Source organism: Variovorax paradoxus NBRC 15149 (genome assembly GCF_001591365.1).
GTDB classification, from domain to species: domain Bacteria; phylum Pseudomonadota; class Gammaproteobacteria; order Burkholderiales; family Burkholderiaceae_C; genus Variovorax; species Variovorax paradoxus.
This window is the reverse complement of the sequence record NZ_BCUT01000011.1, coordinates 12,116-34,738: the sequence shown is the minus strand read 5'-3', so window position 1 is coordinate 34,738 and position 22,623 is coordinate 12,116. Positions and strand designations below refer to the sequence as shown.

15 protein-coding genes are annotated in these 22,623 nt (G+C 69.0%); 8 read left to right on the top strand and 7 right to left on the bottom strand.

Features of this window, described 5'->3' with window-relative positions; all coding sequences use genetic code 11:
* Window positions 1-467: 467 nt before the first annotated feature.
* On the bottom strand, window positions 468-1,310 hold the full coding sequence (locus tag VPA02S_RS31045; protein WP_062367360.1) for an ABC transporter permease: 843 nt from the start codon (window positions 1,308-1,310) through the stop codon (window positions 468-470).
* Window positions 1,307-2,302, bottom strand: coding sequence for an ABC transporter ATP-binding protein (locus VPA02S_RS31040; RefSeq protein ID WP_062367358.1), 996 nt, complete (start codon window positions 2,300-2,302; stop codon window positions 1,307-1,309). Before VPA02S_RS31040 ends, VPA02S_RS31045 begins: the two co-directional genes overlap by 4 nt.
* A gap of 100 nt (window positions 2,303-2,402) precedes the next feature.
* Between VPA02S_RS31040 and VPA02S_RS31035 the strand changes: the two genes are divergently transcribed.
* Window positions 2,403-3,230, top strand: coding sequence for an HAD-IIB family hydrolase (locus VPA02S_RS31035; RefSeq protein ID WP_062367356.1), 828 nt, complete (start codon window positions 2,403-2,405; stop codon window positions 3,228-3,230).
* Window positions 3,231-3,261: 31 nt separating this feature from the next.
* Here VPA02S_RS31035 and VPA02S_RS31030 read toward each other — a convergent pair whose 3' ends face one another.
* The 4 genes from VPA02S_RS31030 to VPA02S_RS31015 all read right to left on the bottom strand — a co-directional run bounded on the left by VPA02S_RS31030 (window position 3,262) and on the right by VPA02S_RS31015 (window position 8,015).
* Window positions 3,262-4,236 (bottom strand): tripartite tricarboxylate transporter substrate binding protein, encoded by a 975-nt coding sequence (locus VPA02S_RS31030; RefSeq protein WP_062367354.1) that lies wholly within the window; start codon window positions 4,234-4,236, stop codon window positions 3,262-3,264.
* A gap of 101 nt (window positions 4,237-4,337) precedes the next feature.
* Entirely contained in the window at window positions 4,338-5,387 is a 1,050-nt protein-coding gene (locus VPA02S_RS31025) for a histone deacetylase family protein (protein WP_174545111.1), read from the bottom strand.
* An 8-nt stretch (window positions 5,388-5,395) separates the two neighbouring features.
* Window positions 5,396-6,445, bottom strand: coding sequence for an ornithine cyclodeaminase (gene ocd, locus VPA02S_RS31020; protein WP_062367350.1), 1,050 nt, complete (start codon window positions 6,443-6,445; stop codon window positions 5,396-5,398).
* 160 nt (window positions 6,446-6,605) lie between these two features.
* Complete coding sequence (locus tag VPA02S_RS31015) at window positions 6,606-8,015, bottom strand: aminotransferase-like domain-containing protein (protein WP_062367362.1); 1,410 nt, start codon at window positions 8,013-8,015, stop codon at window positions 6,606-6,608.
* 163 nt (window positions 8,016-8,178) lie between these two features.
* Between VPA02S_RS31015 and gabT the strand changes: the two genes are divergently transcribed.
* The 7 genes from gabT (at window position 8,179) to VPA02S_RS30980 (ending at window position 16,586) form a co-directional block, all read left to right on the top strand.
* Window positions 8,179-9,471 carry a 4-aminobutyrate--2-oxoglutarate transaminase gene (gabT, locus tag VPA02S_RS31010; protein WP_018906175.1) on the top strand — a complete coding sequence of 431 codons (1,293 nt, stop codon included), beginning with the start codon at window positions 8,179-8,181 and terminating at the stop codon, window positions 9,469-9,471.
* Between the two features lie 23 nt (window positions 9,472-9,494).
* Window positions 9,495-10,589 (top strand): ABC transporter ATP-binding protein, encoded by a 1,095-nt coding sequence (locus VPA02S_RS31005; protein WP_062367349.1) that lies wholly within the window; start codon window positions 9,495-9,497, stop codon window positions 10,587-10,589.
* A 52-nt stretch (window positions 10,590-10,641) separates the two neighbouring features.
* Window positions 10,642-11,670 (top strand): ABC transporter substrate-binding protein, encoded by a 1,029-nt coding sequence (locus VPA02S_RS31000; protein ID WP_015867458.1) that lies wholly within the window; start codon window positions 10,642-10,644, stop codon window positions 11,668-11,670.
* 30 nt (window positions 11,671-11,700) lie between these two features.
* On the top strand, window positions 11,701-12,945 hold the full coding sequence (locus VPA02S_RS30995; protein ID WP_374987760.1) for an ABC transporter permease: 1,245 nt from the start codon (window positions 11,701-11,703) through the stop codon (window positions 12,943-12,945).
* 22 nt (window positions 12,946-12,967) lie between these two features.
* A complete protein-coding gene (locus VPA02S_RS30990; protein ID WP_015867460.1) occupies window positions 12,968-13,786 on the top strand; it encodes an ABC transporter permease in 819 nt (272 codons plus the stop codon).
* Between the two features lie 15 nt (window positions 13,787-13,801).
* On the top strand, window positions 13,802-14,758 hold the full coding sequence (speB, locus tag VPA02S_RS30985) for an agmatinase (protein ID WP_027730715.1): 957 nt from the start codon (window positions 13,802-13,804) through the stop codon (window positions 14,756-14,758).
* Window positions 14,759-15,113: 355 nt separating this feature from the next.
* The gene (locus VPA02S_RS30980; RefSeq protein ID WP_062367347.1) at window positions 15,114-16,586 is read left to right on the top strand and encodes an NAD-dependent succinate-semialdehyde dehydrogenase; all 1,473 of its coding nucleotides are present in this window, start codon (window positions 15,114-15,116) and stop codon (window positions 16,584-16,586) included.
* Window positions 16,587-16,625: 39 nt separating this feature from the next.
* Here the strand turns inward: VPA02S_RS30980 and uvrA are convergent, their stop codons facing one another.
* Entirely contained in the window at window positions 16,626-22,571 is a 5,946-nt protein-coding gene (gene uvrA / locus VPA02S_RS30975) for an excinuclease ABC subunit UvrA (protein WP_062367345.1), read from the bottom strand.
* Window positions 22,572-22,623: the final 52 nt, after the last annotated feature.

Below are 22,623 nucleotides of genomic sequence, written 5' to 3'. Positions count from 1 at the left end.
GCCAGGCGTCATCGTCGCGGTGATCGCGACGTAGCGCCAGCCGTTCGGATACCCTTTGTTGTTGTTTATTTGCTTGCCAGACGTGAGTTCGAAGATGCAATGAACAGGTCAGACCGGCAGCGGGCAAGCTCGACTCCTCCTTGGTGATGCCGGTTGTAGTGGGCATCACGAGAAATGAATGGAGCCCCGCTGAGCGGTTCGTATCTGGGTCCGCACGGCCACGTGCCAGTGCAACAAGACCGTCGGTAGATGTGCAGTCTGTTCCTCGTTTCGTTGCGCCTCGATCCTCAATGCCTCGCAAGCGATACAGCTTGGTAGAAAAACCAACCCAAACCCGTGCTTGACTGCGCGAGAAGTCCCGGTAAAAGGAGGAGGCCGCAGGCCGGGGGACATTCGCGGAGCAAGGTACCCCGTCGGCGGGAGCGCGCTCTGAACGACGGCGCGCAGCAAGGAAACAACAAGTCACCCTAGCCACCTTGCACCTGCAGACTGCGCATCGTGCGCCCCATTGCCAGGCGCCCGAACGCGACCAGCAGAGCGATCCAGAAGCACTGCAGCCCCAACGCACCCATGGCATGCCAGCCGCTCAGCTGCCCGAAGTACAGCCGCGCCGGAATGTCGAACAGCCCCGCCAGCGGCTGCACCAGCAGCGCGACCTGCCAGGCGTCGGGCAGCAGCGCCAGCGGCAGCAGGTTGCCCGAGAACACGATGACCACGGGGGTGGCCACTGCGCTGATGCCGCGCTCGTTGAGCGCCGCCGTGGCCGCCACGTTGAGCAGCATCACCATCGCGGTGGACAGCAGCAGCGCGAGCCCGATCGACAGCAGGAACGCCAGGCCGGCCACCGCATTTGCGGGCGGCTGCCAGGCCCACTCGCCGAGCCCCGCCAGCGGTAGCGCGACCGCCGCGAAGGCCGCCATCAGCGCCACGCGCGGCAACAGCCGCGCCGCGATCCAGCCGGCGCTGCGCGCGAACCACAGCGCGTACGCATCCACCGGCCGCAAACGGTCGTAGGCGACCGCGCCGGTGCGCACGGCCTGCGCCACCTCGGGGTCGCCGAGCCAGGGCAGCAGCACCAGCAGGCCTTGCGCGAGCCAGGTGTAGCTGACGGCCTGGGCGAGCGACATCGGCGACGCCGCGCCTGCGACGGCGCTGCCGCCGTAGAACGCCGCGAACACCATCACCTTGATGCCGCCCCACCAGCACTGCGTGGCAAAGCCGGCGAGCGCCGCCGTGCGGTACTGCAGCATCTGCATGAAGCGCGACACGAAGGCCGCGGCATAGGGGCGCAGCAGCTCGCGCGGGCTCACGCTTCGGCCGCTCCGTGCATGGCATAGAAGCGCGCGATCACGGCCTCGATGGCCATGCCTTCGAGGCGGATGTCTTCCACCGCGTGTTCGGCCGCGATGCGCGCGATCAGCGCGGGGGCGGAGGTCAGCGCGGGATCGAAATCGAGCACCAGCGTCTGGCCGTTGCGCGCGTGCACCGTGGCGCCGGGCACCTGGTCGGGCAGCGCCGCGTCCTGCGCAAAGTCGACCACCAGCCGGCGCTCGGCCATCACCTGCGCGCGCAGCGCCTCGACCGGGCTGTCGGCCAGCACGCGGCCATGGCCGATGACGATGACGCGCTCGACCAGCGCCTCGATGTCGTGCATGTCGTGCGTGGTCAGCAGCACGGTGGTGCCGCGCTCGCGGTTGGCGCGCCGCACGAAGTCGCGTACCGCGAGCTTCGAGGGCGCGTCGAGGCCGATGGTCGGCTCGTCGAGAAACAGGATGTCCGGCTCGTGCAGCAGCGCCGCCGCGATCTCTGCGCGCATGCGCTGGCCCAGCGAGAGCTGCCGCACCGGCTGGCCGAGCACGCGCTCCAGGTGCAGCAGCGCGACCAGTTCGTCGCGCGTGCGCCGATAGCGCGCCGGCTCGACGCGATAGATGTCGCGCAGCAGGTCGAAGCCGTCGCCCACCGGCAGGTCCCACCACAGCTGCGTGCGCTGGCCGAAGACCACGCCGATGCGCGCCACGTGGCGCTCGCGGTCCGCGAAGGGATCGCGTCCGTCGATCTCCACGCGCCCGCCGTCGGCCCGCAGGATGCCCGAGAGAATCTTGATGGTGGTCGACTTGCCCGCGCCGTTCGGCCCGATGAAGCCCAGCAGCTCGCCGCGCTCGAGCGAGAACGACACGCCCGACAGCGCCTGCACCGTGCGATGGCGGCGCTGCACGAGCCCGCGCAGCGCGCCCATCACGCCCGGGTCGCGCTCGGAGATGCGGTAGCTCTTGAGGAGTTGGTCGACGAGGATGTGGGGCATGGAAAAAAAGCGCCGCGCCGGCGTGAACGCGCGGCGGGGGCGGGATGCTACACGAAACCGCCGGTACGATCACGGGCTCTGCAGAGATTGCCCGCCCGCCATGCCCTCGCCGACTTCCCTTCCGCCCTCGCCCACCCACCTGCTGCCGCTGGACCGCTGGGCCGCGCCCACGCGCCATGCGCTCGCCGGCGTGTTCACCGACATCGACGACACGCTCACCACCGAGGGCGCGATCACGCCCGATGCACTGCAGGCCCTCGGCGCTCTCAAGGCCGCGGGCCTTGCCATCGTGGCGATCACGGGCCGGCCCGTCGGCTGGAGCCTGCCCTTCGTCAACACCTGGCCGGTCGATGCGATCGTGGCGGAGAACGGCGCGGTGGCGCTGCTGCCCGCGGCCGATCGCAGGATCGAGAAGCGCTACATGCAGGATGCGCCCACGCGCAGCGCCAACTTCGAGCGCATGCAGGCCGTGCTGGCGCGCATCGAGCGCGAGATCCCGGGCGCGCAGCGCGCCACCGATTCACCGGGCCGCGAGACCGACATCGCCATCGACCACAGCGAGTTCGTGCAGCTGGGCGAAGAAACCATCGCACAGGTCGTCGCGCTGATGCGCAGCGAAGGCATGCACGCCACCGTGAGCAGCATCCACATCAACGGCTGGTACGGCGACAACGACAAGCTCGAAGGCGCACGCTGGATCGTGCGCGAGCTCTGGGGCCGCACGCTCGACGACGAACTCGACCGCTGGGCCTACGTGGGCGACTCCACCAACGACCAGCTCATGTTCCGCACCTTCGCGAGCAGCATCGGCGTGGCCAACGTCGCGCGCTTCGTGCCGCAGCTGGAGCACCTGCCGCGCTACGTGACCGAGGGCGAGCGCGGCGCGGGCTTTGCCGAGGCGGCGCGCGCGGTGCTGTCTGCGCGCTGACCGGCCCGTCGCGCCACCCCTGCAAGCCGGCTCACTTCTCCTTCGCCAGCCCCAGCTTCTCGATCACCGCCTTCTCGCGCACCACCGTGTCCTGCGCAAACTTGGTGTAGGCCGCCGAGCTCATGTAGTTGGGCAGCATGTCGTAGCGGCCGAGCGAGGCCACGTAGCTCGGCTCTTCCATCGCCTGCTTGAAGGCGTCGTGCAGCTTCTTCACGACCTCGGGCGGCGTGCCCTTGGGGGCGCCGATGCCGAAGGGCGAGTTCTGCACGACGTCGTAGCCCAGCTCCTTCAGCGTCGGGGCGTCGGGGAACTTGGCGAGGCGCTTCTCGCCCCAGGTGTTGAGCACGCGCAGCTTGCCGGCTTCCACCTGCGGCGCAAAGCCGGTGCTGTCGGCGGCCGCCATCAGCTGGCCGCTGACCACCGCGAGCATCAGGTCGGCGCTGCCCTTGTAGGGCACGTGCTGCAGCTGGATGCCGGCCTTCTGCGCAATGATCTCGGTCGTGAGGTGCGGGCTCGTGAGGTTGCCGGTGGAGCCGTAGGTGAGCCTGCCGGGGTTGGCCTTGGCGTAGGCGACGAAGTCGGCCCAGGTCTTGAACGGGCTGTCGGCCGGCACCACGATGCCGAAGGCATAGCCCGTGACGTTGAGCACGTAGCTGATGTCCTTGAGCGGATCCCAGTTGATCTTGGTGGTGTAGCCGAGGCGGAACACGCCGAGCGGGATCTGCGCGACGGTGTAGCCGTCGGGCTGCGCGGTCTGCAGCGCCTGCGCGGGCAGGGTGCCGCCGGCGCCGGGCTTGTTGTCGATGATGACGGGCTGGCCGAGGATCTTGCTGGCGTTGTCGGCCAGCTGGCGCATCGTGATGTCGGTGGGCCCGCCCGCGGGGAAGGCGATGACCAGCTTGACCGGCTTGGAGGGAAAGGCCTGCGCGAGCGCCGCCAGCGGAGAAAGAAGAAGCCCGCAGGCTGCGGCAAGCGTGGCGGCACGGAAAAGAGATCGGCGGGGCATGGTGGCGGGTTCCTGGAACGGGAAAAAATGCAAAGGGCGCATTGGGCCCTGCCCTTGGCGCGGCGGCAATCGGTGCTCACCCGACTGCTGTCGCCTGCGGCTCAGCCCGCGGCCTGCTGCTCGAAACCCTGCAGCACGTTGACTGCGTTGACACCCACCTCGGCCACCGCATAGCCGCCCTCGAACACGAACACCGTGGGCAGGCCGGCGCGCGCCAGGTCTTCGCCCATGCGCAGGTAGTCGTCGCTCTGGAGCCGGAAGCCCGCGACCGGGTCGCCTTCGAAGGTGTCGACGCCGAGCGACACCACCAGCGCGCCTGCGCGCACCGCGGCAATGCCGTCGAGCGCGGCCTTCAGCGCCGCACGCCAGGTGGCGAAGCCGGTGCCGCGCGCGAGCGGCAGGTTGTGGTTGAAGCCGAGCCCGGCGCCCGCGCCGCGCTCGTCGGCATGGCCCAGGTAGTAGGGGTAGTCGGTCAGCGGATCGCCATGCAGGCTTGCGAAATGCACGTCGCTGCGCTCGTAGAAGATGGCCTGCGTGCCGTTGCCGTGGTGGTAGTCCACGTCGAGCACCGCCACCCGCTCCACGCCCGCATCGCGCAGCGCCTGCGCGGCCACGGCAGCGTTGTTGACGAAGCAGTAGCCGCCGAAGAAATCGGCGCCCGCATGGTGGCCGGGCGGCCGAGTGAGCGCGAAGGCGGCGCGCTCGCCGCCGATGACGCGCTGCGCCGCGGTCCAGGCGCAGGCGGCGCCGTGGCGCGCGGCGGCCCAGCTGCCGGCCATGAGCGGCGTGCCCGCGTCGAAGGAGAACAGCCCCATGCGCGCAGGAAAGCTCTTCGGCAGCACGTCGGTGCGCATGCCGCGCGTGGGCCAGTACGAAGGCAGCGCATCGCGCGATGCGTTGGACGGATCGAGCGCCACCCACTCGTCCCAGGCATGCGCAATGAAGTCCAGGTACCGCGGCGCGTGCACCCTGGCCAGCAGCGCCTCGTCGAAGGCATCGGGCACCTGCAGCGGGCCCAGGCCGCGGCGCTCCAGTTCATGCTTCACATGGTCGACGCGGGCGGGCACCTCGAAGCACGGCACCAGTTCGCCGCGGAACATCTCGACTTTGCCCTGGTGCAGCGCGTGCTGGTCGTTGTAGATGGTGAGCATGCCGCCCATCATGCCGCACGCCGCAGCACCGCCCGGCGCCGGCCGGACGCCGTCAGCCCGAACAGGTCCTTCGGGTCGTCGAGCTCGGGCACCAGCGCGATCTGCTGGCCGATGCCGCGCTCCAGCGACAGCTGGTGGATGTAGCGCAGCGCCGTGTAGTCCTCGAGCGCAAAGCCGACCGAGTCGAACACCGTGACCTGTTCGGCGCTCTCGCGCCCGGGCACGCTGCCGAGCAGCACCTTCCAGAGCTCGTGCACCGGAAAGTCGGCCGGCAGCTGCTGGATCTCGCCCTCGATGCGGGTCTGGGCCTCGTACTCGACGAACACGCGCGCGAGGCGCAGCACGTCGGGATGCAGCTCGGTCTTGCCGGGGGAATCGCCGCCCACCGCGTTGATGTGCATGCCCGGCTCGATCATGCCGGGCGCGAGCACGATCGCATGGCCCTGGTGCGCCGTGACCGTGGTCACGACGTCGGCGCCGCGCACCGCATCGGCGATCGACGGCGCGCGCACCACCTCGAGCGGCGTGCAGGCCGACAGGTGGCGCACCAGCTTGTCGGTGGCGCGCGGATCGATGTCGAACACGCGCACCTCCTCGATACCCAGCAGCGCATGGAAGGCCAGCGCCTGGAACTCGCTCTGCGAGCCGTTGCCGATCAGCGCCATGCTGCGCGAGCCGGGCCGCGCCAGCGCCTGCGCCGCCATGGCCGAGGTGGCGGCGGTGCGCAGCGCGGTGGTGAGCGTGAGCTCCGACAGCAGCACCGGGTAGCCCGTATCGACCTCGGCCAGCACGCCGAAGGCCATGACCGTGGGCAGGCCCACGGCCGTGTTGTGCGGATGGCCGTTGACGTACTTGAAGGCGTAGGCGCCGTCGTCGGCCACCGGCATCAGCTCGATCACGCCCAGGTGCGAGTGGCTGGCCACGCGCGCCTTCTTGTCGAACTCGCGCCAGCGCATGAAGTCGTCGCGCAGCGCGTCGGCCAGGGCCTTGAGGAATTGCGGAACGCCGGTTTCGTCCACCAGGCGAACCAGGCTGTGAACATCGATGAAGCGGGTCATGGCGCGGCTCCTTGCGTAGCCCGGACGCGGCGCTTCATTCCTTCAAGTGTTCTCACTCCACCATGGCTGATCCAGGATGCGCCTGCGCCAGGGGTTGCAGCCATTGTGCGCCTGCTTGCAGGCCATGGCGAGCCCCCATCGGGCCCTGCTGGAAGCAGCTTCAGTCGTGCCTGTGCTCTTCGATGCTGCGCTCCAGGAAGCGCCAGAGCCGCTCGTCCTCGCTGAAGGCCACGTTGAAGCGCAGCCAGCCGGTGGGATGCGGGTTGACCAGGAACAGCTGGCCCGGGCCGAGCATGATGCCCTCCACTGCGGCGCGCCGCGAGAGCTCGGCGCTGTCGGCAATGTCCGGGTGCCGGGCCCACAGGTACATGCCGGCCGCGGCTTCGTGGAACAGCTCGAAGCCCAGCCCGTCCAGCCGCCGCGCGACGCTGCCCTGCGCCTGCGCAAGGCGCTCGCGCAGTGACTTGAGATGCTTGCGCCAGCGGCCGTCGGTCACGATGCCGAAGGCCAGCCGCTCGGTGATGTCGGACGAGGTCAGGCCCGAGATCATCTTGAGCTGCGCCAGCTCTTCGAGCAGCTCCGGCTGGGCGACCACGTAGCCGACGCGGATGTTGGGCGAGATGGTCTTCGAGTAGCTGCCCACGTAGACCACGCGGCGCAGCTGTCCCAGGCTGGCGAGCGAGGGGCGCATCGAGGCGTCCATCTCGGCATAGATGTCGTTCTCGACCAGCGTGAAGTCGTGCGCCTGCGCGAGCTGCAGCAGTTGCACCAGCTGCGGCAGCGAGGCCATCGAGCAGGTCGGGCTCTGCAGCCGGGGCTGGGTGAAGAAGGCCTTGGGCCGATGCGCCGCGAGCAGCGCCTCGAGCGCCGGCATGTCGTAGCCCGTGGGGATGCGCGGCACGCCGACGATCTCCACGCCCAGGAAGCGGAGCATGAACATCAGGTTCGGATAGCCCGGGTCGTCCACCAGCACCGAATCGCCCGGCTTGAGCAGGCGGCGCGCCACCAGGTCCAGCGCCTGGCTGGAACCCTGGGTCAGCAGCACCTGCGCGGCGTCGACCACGATCTGCTGCTCCGAGAGCGCCTCGGCCGTCGCCATGCGCAGCGCCATGTGGCCGAAGGGCAGGCCGTAGCCGCCGATGTCGGCACCTTCGGAGGCCAGGTGGCGGAGGCTGCGGCGCATGCCGTCCTCGAACAGCCAGTCGTGCGGCAGCCAGCCACAGCCGGGCTTGAGCGGCAGGTTGCGGTTCTCGAAGATCTGCTGCAGGTACCAGCGGGCGTCGAAGCGGGGGTCCGGGCGGGGCGCACTGGCCGCGCCGGCGGCACTGTCCTCGATGCGCCGCTTGACGAAGAAGCCGGCGTTGGCGCGCGAGACCAGGAGGCCCTGCGCCACCAGCCGGTCGTAGGCCTCGACCACCGTGAACACGCTGACGCCGTGGGCCGCGGCAAAGGCGCGGATCGACGGCAGCTTGCTGTCGGCCTTGAGCTTCTGGGAGCCGATCAGTCCGCGCAACCCTTCCACGATCTGGCTGACCAGCGGCGTCGGCTGTTCGGGGCGAAGAATGAGCATCGGGGGCGTCTGCAGCAGTCCGGCCTGCACCATATTGAGGAAAGTATGTACAGGATACAAGACCAGTACAGTCTTCCGGGCGATCACTTCCGGTGTACATGGCTGGATCGATTCGTGGGACCTAGAGTGCCGGCATTCCTTCTTCAAAGCACAGGCCGCACCCATGCAACGCGAACCCCACCTCAGCAATGCCGCCCTCATGGCCCGCCGCAATGCGGCCGTGGCCCGCGGCGTTGGCCAGGCCCATGAGATCTTCGTCAGCCGCGCCGCCAACGCGGAAGTGTGGGACGTCGAGGGGCGACGCTACATCGACTTTGCCGGCGGCATCGCGGTGCTCAACACCGGCCACTGCCATCCGGAGATCAGCGCCGCCGTGAAGGCGCAGGTCGATCTTTATTCGCACACCTGCTTCCAGGTGCTGGCCTACGAACCCTACGTGGAGCTGGCCGAGCGCCTGAACGCGCTGGCGCCGGGAAATTTCGCGAAGAAGTCGATCTTCCTGAGCACCGGCGCCGAGGCGGTCGAGAACGCGGTCAAGATCGCCCGCGCCCACACCCGGCGGCCCGGCGTCATTGCCTTCAACGGCGGCTACCACGGCCGCACCATGATGACGCTCGGCCTGACCGGCAAGGTGGCGCCCTACAAGCTCGGCTTCGGCCCGTTCCCGGGCGAGGTGTTCCATGCGCTGTACCCGAACGCGCTGCACGGCGTGAGCGTGGACGATGCACTGCATTCGGTCGAGCTGCTGTTCAAGAACGACATCGAGCCCGAGCGCGTGGCGGCCTTCATCCTGGAGCCGGTGCAGGGCGAGGGCGGCTTCTACGTGGCGCCCAACGACTTCGTCGAGGGCCTGCGCGCACTGGCGGACCGCCACGGCATCCTGATCATTGCCGACGAGGTGCAGACCGGCGCCGGGCGCACCGGCACCTGGTTTGCGAGCGAGCAGTGGCCGGTGGCGCCGGACCTGATCACCACCGCCAAGTCGATGGCGGGCGGCTTTCCGATCTCCGGCGTGGTGGGCCGCGCCGAGGTGATGGATGCGCCCGCGCCCGGCGGCCTGGGCGGCACCTATGCGGGCAGCCCCATCGGCTGCGCCGCGGCGCTCGCGGTGCTCAAGGTGTTCGATGACGAGCAGTTGCTGGCGCGCAGCCGGGCGCTGGGCGAGCGGCTCACGGCCGGGTTGCGCCGCATCGCCGCCGGGGTGCCGGCCATCGGCGACGTGCGCGGGCTCGGCGCCATGGTGGCGATCGAGCTGTTCGAAGACGGCGACACCGCGCGGCCTGACGCCGGGCTGACCCGCCGGGTGGTCGCGGAGGCGGCGCGGCGCGGGTTAATCCTGCTGTCATGCGGCACCTATGGCAATGTAATTCGCGTGCTGGTGCCGCTCACGGCATCCGACTTGCTTGTGGACGAAGGCCTGGCGCTTCTCGCGGACAGCTTCGCCGCGCTGCGCTGACCGACCCTTTCCTGAAATCTTCCATGACAGCAGAACCCTTGGTGCGCTTCCAGCGTGTCCAGAAGACCTACGACGGCGAACACCTGGTGGTGCGCCAGCTCGACCTGGACATCCACCGCGGCGAGTTCCTGAGCCTGCTCGGGCCTTCGGGTTCGGGCAAGACCACCACGCTGATGATGCTGGCGGGCTTCGAGTCGCCGACCTCGGGCGAGATCCTGCTCGACGGCAAGCCGATCACCGGCACGCCGCCGCACAAGCGGAACTTCGGCATGGTGTTCCAGAACTACGCGCTGTTTCCGCACCTGAGCGTGGGGCAGAACGTGGCCTATCCACTGACCGTGCGCAGGGTGCCCAGGGCCGAGCAGCAGCGCCGCGTGCAGCGCGCGCTCGACATGGTGCAGCTGCGCGGCATGACCGACCGCCTGCCCGGCCAGCTGTCGGGCGGCCAGCAGCAGCGCGTGGCGCTGGCGCGCGCGCTGGTGTTCGAGCCCCAGCTGGTGCTGATGGACGAGCCGCTCGGCGCGCTCGACAAGCAGCTGCGCGAGCACATGCAGCTCGAGCTCAAGGACCTGCACCGCCAGCTGGGCGTGACCTTCGTCTACGTGACGCACGACCAGGGCGAGGCGCTCACCATGAGCGACCGCGTCGCGGTGTTCAACGAAGGCGTGATCCAGCAGCTGGACACGGTCGACGGGCTGTACGAGACGCCGTCCAACCGCTTCGTGGCCGGCTTCGTCGGCGACAGCACGGTGCTCAAGGGCCAGCTGGGCCGCGGCGGCGAGCGCGCCGAGATGACGCTGCCCGACGGCCGCGTGCTGCACGGGCTCAACGTCGGCGGTGCGGCCGCGGGCGCGGCTGTGGAGGCCTGCATCCGCCCCGAGCGCGTGGTGCTGCACCGCGGCCCGGCCGCACAGGGCGCCAACATGCTCGCCGCCCAGGTGTCGCGCGTCATCTACTTCGGCGACCACCTGCGGCTGCTGTGCAGCGTGGGCGACGGCCAAGCCGACGCCACCGTGAAGCTGCCGCTCGACGGCGCGGGCGGCACCGCCGCACCGCAGGCCGGCGAAGCGGTGGTGCTCGAATTCCCGATGGCGCATGCGCGCATCTATGCCCACTGAATCCGGCTCGTTGTTCCCCCGTTTCCTTTCATCACCCAGGAAGATTCCCACCATGAAAAAGACCCTTCTCGCCTGCATCGCTGCCGCCGGCTTCGCGCTGCCGGCCTTGGCCCAGCAGCAGCTCACCGTGGTCAACTTCGGCGGTGCCAACGCCAACGCCCAGAAGAAGGCCTATTACGAGCCCTACGAAAAGACCGGCACCAAGATCATCCCGGTCGAATACAACGGCGAGCAGGCCAAGATCAAGGCCATGGTCGAGACCAAGAAGGTCACCTGGGACGTGGTCGAGGTCGAGTCGCCCGACGCCGCCCGCGGCTGCGACGAGGGCCTGTTCGAGAAGCTCGACTATTCGAAGATCGGCAGCAAGGCCGACTTCCTGCCGGCCGCGGTCACCGACTGCGGCGTGGGCCTGTTCGTGTGGTCGACCGTGATGGCCTACAACGGCGAGAAGCTCAAGACCGCGCCCACCAGCTGGGCCGATTTCTGGGACGTGAAGAAGATCCCGGGCAAGCGCGGCATGCGCAAGGGCGCGCGCTACAACCTCGAATTCGCGCTCATGGCCGACGGCGTGAAGCCGGCCGATGTCTACAAGGTGCTCGCCACCAAGGATGGCGCCGAGCGCGCGTTCAAGAAGCTCACCGAACTCAAGCCCAACATCCAGTGGTGGGAAGCCGGCGCACAGCCGCCGCAGTTCCTGGTGGCCGGCGACGTGGTGCTGACCACCGTGTACAACGGCCGCATCGACGCGGCCAACCGCGAAGGCCGCGACCTCAAGATCTACTGGCCCGGCGGCATCTACGACCTCGACTACCTGGTGATCCCGAAGGGCGCGCCCAACAAGGAAGCCTCGCTCAAGTACATCCAGTTCGCGATGCAGCCGGCCAACCAGTCGGTCTATGCGCAGAACATCGCCTACGGCCCCACCAACACCAAGGCGCTGGCCTCGCTGAGCCCCAAGGTGCTGGCCGACCTGCCGACCTCGGCCACCAACGCCAAGGATGCGCTGCAGTTCAACGTCGGCTTCTGGGCCGACCAGGGCGAGGCGCTCGAGAAGCGCTTCGCATCCTGGGCCACGCAGTAAGCGGGCAGGCAAGAGGCCATGCAAGCGGCAATGCCTGTCCCCCAGGCCTTCGCAGAGGCGCCGCCGGGCGAGCTCCGGCGTGCGCTGGCGCGCGCCGAGTCGCGCCGCAAGTGGCGCGCTTTTGCGCTCACGGCGCCGCTCCTGGTGTTTTTGCTGCTGACGCTGCTGGTGCCGATCGTGGCGCTGCTGCAGCGCGCGGTCGAGAACCCCGAGGTTGCCAACGCGCTGCCGCGCACCGTGCGCGCGCTCGACGGCTGGAACCGCAAGGAGGCGCCTGCGCCCGCGGCCTATGCCGCCATCGCGGCCGACCTCGCCCAGCTGCCCGACAGCTCCGACGCGGGCGCCCTGGCGCGCCGCCTCAACACCGAGATCGCAGGCGCCCGCTCGCTGGTGATGGGCACCTTCCGGGCATTGCCGATCGCCGGCACGCCGGACGAGGTCAAGGCGCGCATGCTGGAGATCGATCCGCGCTGGGGCGAGCTGCCGTTCTGGCAGGCGATTGCCAAGAACGGTTCGCGCTGGACGCCCGACTACCTGCTCGCCTCGGTCGACCTGCGGCGCGACGTGGCCGGCGAGGTGGAGCGCATGCCCGCCGACCAGCGCGCCTTTGCCGGCATCCTGCTGCGCACCTTCAACATCAGCGCGGTGGTCACCTTCTTCTGCCTGCTGCTGGCTTATCCGCTGGCCTGGTGGCTGTCGACGCTGCCGGCGCGCAAGGCCAACGTGCTGATGATCCTGGTGCTGGTGCCGTTCTGGACTTCCATCCTGGTGCGCGTGGCGGCCTGGATCGTGCTGCTGCAGTCCGAGGGGCTGGTCAACCGCGGCCTGATGGGCATCGGCCTCATCGACCATCCACTTGCGCTGCTGTTCAACCGCACCGGCGTGATCATCGCGATGGTGCACATCCTGCTGCCCTTCATGATCCTGCCGCTCTACAGCGTGATGAAGAGCGTGCCGCCCACCTACCTGCGCGCGGCCGTCTCGCTGGGCAGCTCGCCGCTGGCGGCCTTCTTCCGCGTGTACGTGCCGCAAACCTATCCGGGCATTGGCGCCGGCGCGCTGCTGGTGTTCATCCTGGCCATCGGCTACTACGTGACGCCGGCGCTGCTTGGCGGCGCGGACGACCAGATGCTGAGCTACTACATCGCGCGCTACACCAACGTGGAAATCAACTGGGGCATGGCCTGCGCGCTGGGCGCCGTGCTGCTCGCCGCCACGCTGGTGCTGTATGCCGTGTACCGCCGCATCGGCAAGGCCGAGCTGAGCCTCGGCTGAGCGGCACGAAGGACACACACGCATGTTCAAGCTTCCCCAATTCCCGGCCTATGCCACCTTCGCCGACAAGCTCGGCTGGTGGGCGGTGCGCGCGGGCTGCATCGCGGTGCTGGCGTTTCTGCTGGCGCCGATCCTGGTGGTGATTCCGCTGTCGTTCTCCGACAGCTCGTTCCTGGCCTATCCGATCCGGGGCTGGTCGCTGCAGTGGTACCGCAACCTCTTCGATTCGCCCGAGTGGGGGCGCGCGGCACGCAACAGCTTCATCGTTGCGCCGGCCGCCACGGTGCTGGCCACTGTGCTGGGCACGCTGGCGGCGGTGGGGCTGTCGCGCACGAGCTTCGCCTTCAAGGGCCTGCTCATGAGCGTGCTGATCTCGCCGATGGTGGTGCCGATCGTGGTGGTGGGCGTCGCCACGTATCTCTACTTCGCGCCGCTCGGGCTGGCCGACACCTACATCGGGCTGATCGTGGTGCATGCGGCGCTGGGTGCGCCCTTTGTGCTGACCACCGTGCTTGCCACGCTGGCGGGCTTCAACCACAACCTGGTGCGCGCATCGCTGAGCCTGGGCGAAACGCCGTTCAGAACCTTCATGCGCGTCACGCTGCCGGTGATCGCGCCGGGCGTGATCTCGGGCGCGCTGTTCGCCTTTGCCACCTCGTTCGACGAAGTGGTGGTCACCTTGTTCCTCGCGGGGCCGGACCAGGTCACGCTGCCGCGCCAGATGTTCACCGGCATCCGCGAGAACATCTCGCCCACCATCGCCGCCGTGGCAACGCTGCTGATCGTCTTCACCACCACGCTGCTGCTCGCGCTCGAATGGCTGCGCGGCCGGCGGCGCTGAACCCGCACACGCACGATGCCCAACGCCACACCGAACCAGCCGCTCGGCGGCAACACGATGCCGCGCTTCGCCGGTCCCGGCACGATGATGCGGCTGCCGTCCGCAACTTCGCCTGAGGGGCTGGACGCGGCCTTCATCGGCGTGCCGCTGGACATCGGCACCTCCAACCGGCCGGGCGCGCGCTTCGGGCCGCGCCAGATCCGCGCCGAGTCGGCATTGCTGCGGCCCTACAACATGGCCACCGGCGCGGCGCCTTTCGACCGGCTGAACGTGGCCGACCTGGGCGACGTGCCGATCAACACCTATTCGCTCGAAAAATCGATCGACATCATCTCGGACTTCTACGGCGCGGTGCTGGCCGCCGGCTGCGCGCCGCTGACGCTCGGCGGCGACCACACCATCGCGTTGCCGATCCTGCGCGCGGTGGCGCGCAAGCATGGCCCGGTCGCGCTGGTGCATGTGGATGCGCATGCGGACGTCAACGACGACATGTTCGGCGAGCGCATTGCCCACGGCACGCCGTTCCGGCGCGCGGTCGAGGAAGGCCTGCTGGCCTGCGACAAGGTCTGGCAGATCGGCCTGCGCGGCACCGGCTACGCGGCGGACGATTTCGACTGGCCGCGCCAGCAGGGCTTCACGGTGGTGCAGGCGCACGAGGTCTGGTACCAGTCACTGGCGCCGCTGATGGCGCAGGTGCGCGAGCGCATCGGGCCGGCGCACCCGGTCTACATCAGCTTCGACATCGACGGCATCGATCCTTCGTTTGCCGGCGGCACGGGCACGCCCGAGATCGGCGGGCTCACCGTGCCACAGGCGCTGGAGATCGTGCGCGGCTGCCGGGGCTTGAACGTCGTCGGGGCCGATCTGGTGGAGGTGAGTCCGCCCTACGACGTCAGCGGGAACACCGCGCTGCTGGGGGCCAATCTTCTGTATGAGATGTTGTGTGTGCTGCCTGGGGTGCCTTATCGGTGACTGTGCGTGGTCCTTTTAGGCGCTGCTGTTTTCAGGGCGCGTGCACAGGCCACCGGGTACTCCCCTCCGCGAATGTCCCCCGCCTTCGGCTCCTCCTTTATTTCGCTGCGGGGAGCACCCGATGCCCTGTGCACCTGGGCACGCTGCTGGTGTTCCGCCGATCAACGGCCGCTCTGTCCAACGCTCCCGCTGATGGGGTGCCTTGCGCAGCGAAATCAAGGAGGAGGCCGAAGGCCGGGGGACATTCGCGGAGCAAGGTACCCCGTCGGCGGGAGCGCGCCCTGAACAGCAGCAGCCTCACCAAACAAGACTCTTCAACCCAACAGATCGCAAAACAAAACCGAGACCATCGACCATGAAAACATCTCCTCTCGCATTGCTGAACGACCCGACCCTCCTGAAGACAGACGCGCTGATTGCCGGCGAATGGATTCAAGGCAAGAGCCGCTTCGACGTGAACGACCCGGCCACAGGACAGAAGCTGGTCGACGTAGCCAACCTCACGCGTGCGGACGCCACGCTTGCCATTGCCGCCGCCGACAAGGCGCTGGCTGCCTGGCGCGGCAAGACCGGCAAGGAGCGCAGCATCGTGCTGCGCAAGTGGTTCGACCTCTTGATCGCCAACACCGAAGACCTCGGCCGCCTGATGACCGCCGAGCAGGGCAAGCCCTTTGCCGAGGCCAAGGGCGAGGTCGTCTACGGCGCGAGCTTCGTCGAGTGGTTTGCCGAGGAAGCCAAGCGCGTGAACGGCGAGGTGCTGCCGCAGTTCGACAACAACCGGCGTCTCCTGGTGATGAAGCAGCCCATCGGCGTGTGCGCGGCGATCACGCCGTGGAATTTTCCGCTCGCCATGATCACGCGCAAGGTCGCGCCGGCGCTGGCCGCGGGCTGCACGGTGGTCATCAAGCCGGCCGAGCTCACGCCGCTCACCGCGCTGGCCGCCGCCGAACTGGCCATGCGCGCCGGCATTCCGGCGGGCGTTCTCAACGTGCTCACGGCCGACAGTGGCAACAGCATCGCGATCGGCAAGGAGCTGTGCGAGAGCGGCGTCGTGCGCCACCTGAGCTTCACGGGCTCCACCGAAGTGGGCCGCATCCTCATGAGCCAGTGCGCGCCGACGGTCAAGAAGCTGTCGCTCGAGCTGGGCGGCAACGCGCCCTTCCTGGTGTTCGACGATGCGGATGTGGATTCGGCGGTCGAGGGTGCCATGGCCAGCAAGTACCGCAACGCCGGCCAGACCTGCGTGTGCGCGAACCGGCTGTATGTGCAGGAAGGCATCTACGACGCCTTCGTCCAGAAGTTCGCGGCCAGGGTCAAGGCGCTCAAGGTCGGCAACGGCTTTGAAGATGGCGTGGTGCAGGGCCCGCTGATCGAGGACGCGGCCATCGACAAGGTGCAGCGCCATGTGGCCGACGCGGTTGCCAAGGGCGGCAAGGTGCTGGCGGGCGGCCACAGGATGCAGGGCCAGTTCTTCGAGCCCACCGTGATTGCCGACGCCACCGCCGACATGCTGTGCGCGCGCGAAGAAACCTTCGGGCCGTTCGCGCCGGTGTTCCGCTTCAAGACCGAGCAGGAGGGCATCGATGCGGCGAACAACACCGAGTTCGGCCTCGCGAGCTACTTCTACACCCGCGACGTGGGCCGGATCTTCCGCGTGGCGGAAGCGCTGGAATACGGCATGGTGGGCATCAACGCCGGCGTGATCGCCACCGAGCATGTGCCCTTCGGCGGCGTGAAGCAGTCGGGCCTGGGACGCGAAGGCTCGCACCACGGCATGGACGACTACGTCGAGATCAAGTACCTCTGCCTGGGCGATATCCAGAAATAGGAAACCAGGCTGGGCGGGGGCAGCGCCCCGCCCTGCCCGCTACCGCGCCAGCATCGGCGCCAGGGCCACGCCGGTGTGCGTGCCGAGCCGCACCACCTCCTCCGGCGGCGCCGCGGCCACGATGCGCCCCCCGGCGTTGCCGCCCTCGGGACCCAGGTCGATGATCCAGTCGGCCTCGGCGATCAGGTCGAGGTCGTGCTCGATCACCACCACGCTGTGGCCGCCGTTCACCAGCCGGTGCAGCACGTGGATCAGCTTCTCGACGTCGGCCATGTGCAGGCCCACGGTCGGCTCGTCGAGCACGTAGAGCGTGTGCGGCGCCTTCTGGCCGCGGCGCGTGACGTCGTCGCGCACCTTGCTCAGTTCAGTCACCAGCTTGATGCGCTGCGCCTCGCCGCCCGAGAGCGTGGGCGAGGGCTGACCCAGCGTGAGGTAGCCCAGCCCCACGTCCTTCAGCAGCTGCAGCGGATGGCTGATGTTGGGCATGGCCGCGAAGAACTCGACCGCCTCGTCCACTTCCATCTGCAGCACCTCGCCGATGCTCTTGCCGCGCCAGCTCACGGCCAGCGTTTCGGGATTGAAGCGCGCGCCATGGCAGACCTCGCAGGGCACCTTCACGTCGGGCAGGAAGCTCATCTCGATGGTGCGCACGCCCGCGCCGTCGCAGCCGGGGCAGCGGCCTTCGCCGGTGTTGAAGCTGAAGCGTGCCGGGCCGTAGCCGCGCGCCTTGGCTTCGAGCGTGTCGGCGAACAGCTTGCGGATGGTGTCCCAGAAGCCGATGTAGGTGGCCGGGCAGCTGCGCGGTGTCTTGCCGATGGGGGTCTGGTCGACCTCGAGCACGCGGTCGATGCTCTCGTAGCCTTCGACGCGGTCGCAGCCGGACCAGGCCGGGCGCTTGCCCGCGGCGTCGGCGTCGCGGCCGGCCTTGGTCATGCGCTGGACCACGATGCCATGCACGCTGGCCAGCAGCACGTCGCGCGCGAGCGTGGACTTGCCCGAGCCGCTCACGCCGGTCACCACCACCAGGCGGTGCAGCGGCAGCGTGGCGGTCACGTCCTGCAGGTTGTGCAGATCGGCGCCGTGCACCGTGAGCCAGGCATTGGCACTCGCTCCCTCCCCTCCCGGGGGAGGGTTGGGGTGGGGGCTCGCGGCGTTTGCACGGCCAGCGGTCTTCTTCGAGGCCGTCGTGCCCCCTCCCCGGCCCTCCCCCGGAAGGGGAGGGAGAGGAACCAATCGCCGTTCGTGCAAGGGATGCTTGATCGCATCGCGCAGGTAGCGCCCGGTCTGCGAATCGCCCGCCTTCTGGATGTCGGCGACCGAGCCCTCGGCCACGAGGCGGCCGCCGCGCTTGCCGGCGCTCGGGCCGATGTCGATGATGTGGTCGGCGCGGCGGATGGTGTCTTCGTCGTGCTCCACCACCACCAGCGTGTTGCCCTTGTCGCCGAGCTTGTGCAGCGCGTCCAGCAGGATCTGGTTGTCGCGTGCATGCAGGCCGATGGTCGGCTCGTCGAGCACGTAGCACACGCCCTGCAGGTTGCTGCCGAGCTGCGCCGCGAGGCGGATGCGCTGCGCTTCGCCGCCGCTCAGCGTGGGCGCGCCGCGGTCGAGCGTGAGGTAGCCCAGGCCCACTTCCTCGAGGAATTCGAGACGGCTCCTGATCTCGGGCACCAGGTCGCGCGCGATCTCGGCTTCGCGGCCCGTGAGCGCCAGGCCTTCGAACCACTGCCGCACCTCGGTCACGCTCATGCGCGCGAGCTCGGTGATGCCGATGCCGCCCATGCCGTCGGCCGGCGAGGCGCCGAAGCCCACCGCGCGCGCCGTGGCATTGAGCCGCGTGCCTTCGCAGGTCGGGCAGGCGGTGTCGGCCAGGTCTTCGATCTCGGGCTCGGCGAAGGTCTGCTCGCGGCCCTTGTTGTCGTCGTCGCGGATCGAGTCGTCGAAGACCTTGCGCTGGTCCTTGCTGAGCTTGACGCCGGTGCCCACGCAGTCGGGGCACCAGCCGTGCTTGCTGTTGTAGCTGAACAGGCGCGGATCGAGCTCTGCGTAGCTGGTGCTGCAGACCGGGCAGGCGCGCAGCGTGGAGAACACGTTGACGCGGCCGATGCCCGAGGCCGGTGCGCCGGCCATCATCGCGGCCTTGAGGCCGTCGAGCTGGCTCAGCACATGCACCACGCCCTTGCCGTGTTCGAGCGCCTTGGTGAGCGCCTCGCGCAGCTCGGTCTCCTTCGAGGGCAGCACGTCGAGGCTGGCCACCGGCAGCTCGATGCTGTGCTCCTTGAAGCGGTCGATGCGCGGAAAGCCGGTGGTCGGCAGGAACTCGCCGTCCACGCGCAGGTGCGTGAAGCCGCGCGGCCGCGCCCAGTCGGCGAGTTCGGTGTACACGCCCTTGCGGTTGCTCACCAGCGGCGCAAGCAGGCCGACGTGCTGGCCCTTGAAGTTGCGCATCAGCTGCGCCGCGATGCTGTCGGGCGTCTGCGGCTGCACCGCCGCGCCGTCGTGGATGCAATGCTGGATGCCGAGCTTCACGTACAGAAGGCGCAAAAAGTGCCAGACTTCGGTGGTGGTGCCCACCGTGCTCTTGCGCCCGCCGCGCGACAGGCGCTGCTCGATGGCCACCGTGGGCGGAATGCCGTAGACCGCATCCACTTCGGGCCGGCCCGCGGGCTGCACGATGCTGCGCGCATAGGCGTTGAGCGATTCGAGATAGCGCCGCTGCCCTTCGTTGAACAAAATGTCGAAGGCCAGCGTCGACTTGCCCGAGCCGCTCACGCCGGTCACCACGCTGAACTTGCCGCGCGGAATGTTCACGCTGAGGTTCTTCAGGTTGTGCTCGCGCGCGTTGACGATCTCGATCGCGTGGCTGCCGGGTGCCGTCTTGGCATTGGCGATGTAGCGCCGCGCGGCGCGCTCGGCCACCTTGTAGGCCTCGGGGCCGATGGCCAGGTCGTAGTCGGCCAGCGCCGCGCCGGTGAGCGAGGCGCGGTTCTCGCGCAGCTGCTCGGGTGTGCCCTCGGCCACCACCCGGCCGCCGCCCTCGCCGCCTTCGGGGCCGAGATCGATGCACCAGTCGCTCGCGCGGATCACGTCGAGGTTGTGCTCGATCACGATCAGCGAATGGCCGGCGTCGAGCAGCTTGCGCAGCGCGCGCATCAGGCGTGCGATGTCGTCGAAGTGCAGCCCGGTGGTGGGCTCGTCGAACAGGAACAGCGTGCCCCGGCGCGCGACCGATTGCCTGCTGGCCGTCGCGCTCTTGGCCGCTTCGGCGAGGAAGCCCGCGAGCTTGAGGCGCTGGGCCTCGCCGCCGCTCAGCGTGGGCACGGGCTGGCCGAGCTTGACGTAGTCGAGCCCCACGTCGGAGATCGGCTGCAGCACGCGCAGCACGTCGCGGTCGGCCTCGAACACCGCCGCGGCTTCGGCCACGGTGAGATCGAGCACGTCGGCCACGTTGTAGCTCCGGCCCTTGCGCTCAACCTTCACCTCGAGGATCTCGGGGCGGTAGCGCTTGCCGTCGCAATCGGGGCAGCGCAGGTACACGTCCGAGAGGAACTGCATCTCGACGTGCTCGAAGCCCGAGCCGCCGCAGGTCGGGCAGCGGCCGTCGCCGGAGTTGAAGCTGAACTTGCTCGCGGTGTAGCCGCGCTGGCGCGAGAGCGCGGCGGTGGCGAATATCTCGCGGATCGCGTCCCATGCGCCCACGTAGCTCGCGGGATTGGAGCGCGCGGTCTTGCCGATCGGCGACTGGTCGACGAAGACCACGTCGCCCAGGTGATCGGCGCCCAGCAGGCGGTCGTGCGCGCCCGGCGTTTCGGTGGCCTTGCCGAAGTGGCGCATGAGCGCGGGCGCCAGCACGTCCTGGATCAGCGTCGACTTGCCCGAGCCGCTGACGCCGGTCACGCAGACCAGCCGCGCGAGCGGAAACTCGACCGTGATGTTCTTGAGGTTGTGCTCGCGCACGCCTTCGAGGATGAGCCGGTGCGTGTTCTCGCTCACGAGCCGCTTGAAGCCCATGCCGATCTTCTTGCGCCCGCCCAGGTACTGGCCGGTGAGCGTGTCGGCATCGCGCAGCTGGTCGGTGCTGCCGTCGAACACGATCTGCCCGCCGCGGATGCCGGGGCCGGGGCCCATGTCGATCACGCGGTCGGCCGCGAGCATCACGGCCGGGTCGTGCTCGACCACCACCAGCGTGTTGCCGGCGTCGCGCAGGCGCAGCATGGCCTCGGTGATGCGGTTCATGTCGCGCGGATGCAGGCCGATGCTGGGCTCGTCGAGCACGAACAGCGTGTTGACCAGCGAGGTGCCGAGCGCGGTGGTGAGATTGATGCGCTGCACCTCGCCGCCCGACAGCGTGCGGCTCTGCCGGTCGAGCGTGAGGTAGCCGATGCCGACGTCGTGCAGGTAGCGCAGGCGGGTGGTGATTTCTTCATGGAGGAGCTTGAGCGCCTGGGCTTCGCCCTGTCTTGCTCCTTCCCCTGCCGGGGGAAGGCCGGGATGGGGGCTCTCGGCCTCCACCACCGCCGCAGCTTTTGCAGAGGCCGCGTGCCCCCACCCCTGCCCTCCCCCGGCGGGGGAGGGAGCCAAGCCCATGCGGTCGAAGAACCGCCGCAGCCGCTCGATCGGCAGCAGCATCAAATCATGCAGGCACAACCCCGGCAGCGCCTCGAGCTGCGCGCGCGTCCACTTCACGCCGGCCGGCATGAAGCGCTTGGCGGGCTCCAGCACTGCATCCGCGTCTTCCTTGCTGCCGATGCGCCAGATCAGGCTGTCGAGCTTCAGGCGCGCGCCGCTGCAGGTGGGGCACGGCGTGTAGCTGCGGTACTTGGACAAGAGCACGCGGATGTGCATCTTGTAGGCCTTGCTCTCCAGGTAGCCGAAGAAGCGGCGCACGCCATACCACTGCTTGTTCCAGTTGCCCTCCTTGTAGTTGGGCGTGCCCTCGATCACCCAGTGCTTCTGCTCGTCGGTGAGCTTGTTCCAGGGCGTGTCGCGCGGGATGCCAGCCGCCTCGGCGTGGCGCATGAGGTCGTCCTGCGCTTCTTTCCACGCGGGGGTCTGGATGGTCTTGATCGCGCCGGCGCGCAGCGTGAGCTTGTCGTTGGGAATCACGAGGCCCAGGTCGACGCCGATCACGCGGCCGAAGCCGCGGCAGGTGTCGCAGGCGCCGACGGCCGAGTTGAACGAGAACATCGACGGGATCGGGTCGGCGTAGCGGATGTCGCTCTCGGGGCAGTGCAGGCCGGTGGAGAACTTCCACACGTCCGTGGGTGCGTTCTCGTCGGCACCCGTGGCATGCACCGTGACCCGCCCGCTGCCGCGCTTGAGTGCCACCTCGATGGCCTCGACCACGCGCGCGCGCTCGGCGCTCGAGATGCGGAAGCGGTCGGCCACCACGTCGAGCATCTTGCGCGGGCCGGTGGGCGTGGCCACCTCGCGCTCGGACTGCACGCGCGTGAAGCCGCTGGCCGACAGCCATTGCGTCACTTCATCGGCCGAGGTGCCGGCCGGCAACTCGACCGGGAAGGTGACCACCAGCCGCGGATCGCCCGCCGCAGCCGCGCGCTCGGCGATCTGCGCATAGATGCTGTCGGGCGAGTCGTGGCGCACCGGCAGCGCAGTCTCGCGGTCGAACAGCTGGGCCGCGCGCGCGTAGAGCAGCTTCAGGTGGTCGTTGAGCTCGGTCATCGTGCCGACCGTGGAGCGCGAGGAGCGCACCGGGTTGGTCTGGTCGATGGCGATGGCGGGCGGCACGCCCTCCACCTTGTCGACGGCCGGCTTGTCCATGCGGTCCAGGAACTGGCGCGCGTAGGCGGAAAAGGTCTCCACGTAGCGCCGCTGGCCCTCGGCATAGAGGGTGTCGAACACGAGGCTCGATTTGCCCGAGCCGCTGGGCCCGGTGACCACGGTCATCTCGCCGGTGCGGATGTCGAGGTCGAGGTTCTGGAGGTTGTGCTGGCGCGCGCCGCGAATCCGGATGGAGCCCTGTGTCATGAGTGCCTTGGGGGGTGGGGCAAACATTCTAGGGAGCGGCCGGTGACGTATT